Annotated in this window: 2 protein-coding genes; one reads left to right on the top strand and one right to left on the bottom strand. The window is 64.9% G+C overall.

Annotated features, from left to right (window positions below; all coding sequences use genetic code 11):
- The first annotated feature begins 55 nt into the window (after window positions 1-55).
- Window positions 56-592: a GTP-binding protein gene (locus WAN71_RS02320; RefSeq protein WP_422223782.1), complete on the top strand. Its 537-nt coding sequence runs from the start codon at window positions 56-58 to the stop codon at window positions 590-592.
- Window positions 593-606: 14 nt separating this feature from the next.
- On the opposite strand, the gene WAN71_RS02315 is transcribed toward WAN71_RS02320, so the two are convergent.
- Window positions 607-1,952: ABC transporter permease (locus WAN71_RS02315; RefSeq protein ID WP_422223781.1), on the bottom strand; the 1,346-nt coding region annotated here is incomplete at its 5' end.

Here is a 1,952-nt window from a genome sequence, read left to right as displayed (position 1 = left end):
CTCTAAGAGAGGGGCCCAACGGCATCCGAAGGCGCGCGATACCGCGTCCACGAAGATCGTCATCGCCGGCGGGTTCGGCGCCGGTAAGACGACGTTCGTCGGCGCGGTTTCGGAGATCATGCCGCTGCGAACCGAGGCGATGGTCACCGACGCTTCGGCAGGCGTCGACATGGTGGAGGCCACCCCGGACAAACGCACCACCACGGTAGCGATGGACTTCGGCCGGATCACCTTGGACGAGGATCTCGTGCTCTACCTGTTCGGTACTCCAGGGCAGCGCCGATTCTGGTTCATGTGGGACGACCTCGTGCGCGGCGCGATCGGCGCGGTCGTCCTGGTGGACTGCCGACGCCTGCAGGACAGCTTTGCCGCGGTCGACTTCTTCGAACATCGCAACCTGCCATTTCTTATCGCGGTCAACGAGTTCGACGGCGCCCCAAGGTATCCCGTTACCGAGGTGCGCAAGGCGCTGACCCTGGCCGAACACATCCCGGTGATTAATGTCGATGCCCGCGACCGTAGATCGGCGACCGATGCCCTGATCGCGGTCAGCGAATACGCCCTGGCAAGCTTGACACCTACCGGCAGCTGAATGCCGCCAAAGGCTCAGCGCTTGAGCCGGATGCTCCAGCGCACGTAGCTCGCGTAGAACAGCGACAGCGCCGCGAGCATGGCCATATCGAAGAAGTAAATGTGCTTCGAGTGCTGCCATATCGGGTCGTTCGTCGGAATCTGCTTGACTTTGACCAGGTTCGGGAAGTCGATCGACGACGCTCCTGCGGCGTAACCCCACCGTCCGGGCGTCACCCAGGACAGCTGGTTGAGACCCGCGCGGCCGGACACCGGGATCATCCCGCCGGCGAGCACCAGTTGCGACATGATCGATACCACCAGCAGCGGCATGATCTGCTCATTGGACTGGGCCACCGCCGACAGCATCAGGCCGAGAATGGCTGAGGCGACGCAGGTGCCGGCGACGGTGACAAACAGCGAGAACGTCGAGTTGTCGAAGAACGGGGGATGCGCTGTGGGCGCACCCTTGCCGAGCCTGACGATAAACGTCGCGATCGCCGCCTGGGCGGTCGCGAAAACAAAGAAGACGAAGACCTTGGCCGACAAATAGGCCGTGGTGGACAGACCGACCGCCTGTTCCCTGCGGAAGATGGGACGCTCGCCGATCAGATCGCGAATGGTCAACGCGGTGCCCATGAAGACGGCGCCGATATTGAGCAGGACCATGATGTACTGCGGTTGGGTCGGTGCCAGCCCGAGCGGGTCGGCGGGACCGAGTCCCGGTTTGGGTCCTTTCACGGTCAGCGACAGCGCACCGATCAAGAACGGCAGCACCGCCAGGAACACCGAGTAGCCGCGATCGGAGATGACGAGTCGGACCTGACGACGGGCAATCGTGGAGAACTGGCGCATCAGGTCGGTGTGCACCGGTTCGCCCAAGTCCGCCGGGCTTTCCAGCGCGGGGGCCGCCGACTGTCGTCTGCCGTCGCGTTCGATGAAGCGTCGATTGGCTTCGTCGGGATCGGCGCCCACGTTGGCGAAAATGTCCGCCCAGTTGGTGGTTCCCAACGCCGCGCCGACCTGGCTGGGCGGCCCGTTGAAGGCGGTCTTGCCGCCGGGCGCCACCAGCAGAATCTGGTCGCAGACGTCGAGGTAGGACACCGAGTGGGTGACTACCAGCACCACGCGACCGGCGTCGGCGAGCTGCCGCAACATCAGCATGACCTGGCGGTCCAGCGCCGGGTCCAGACCGGAGGTCGGCTCGTCGAGGAGCAGCAGCGACGGCTGGGTGAGCAGCTCGAGGGCCACCGACGCGCGTTTGCGCTGGCCGCCGGAGAGCTTGTCCACCCGGGTGTCGGCATGTTTGGTCAGGTCGAGTTCTTCGAGCACCTGCGCGACCACCTGGGCGCGCTCTTGTTTGCTGGTGTCCGGCGGTAGCC

This window comes from Mycobacterium sp. (genome assembly GCF_049280035.1).
GTDB lineage: Bacteria > Actinomycetota > Actinomycetes > Mycobacteriales > Mycobacteriaceae > Mycobacterium.
This window is presented reverse-complemented; position numbering and strand designations above follow the sequence as displayed.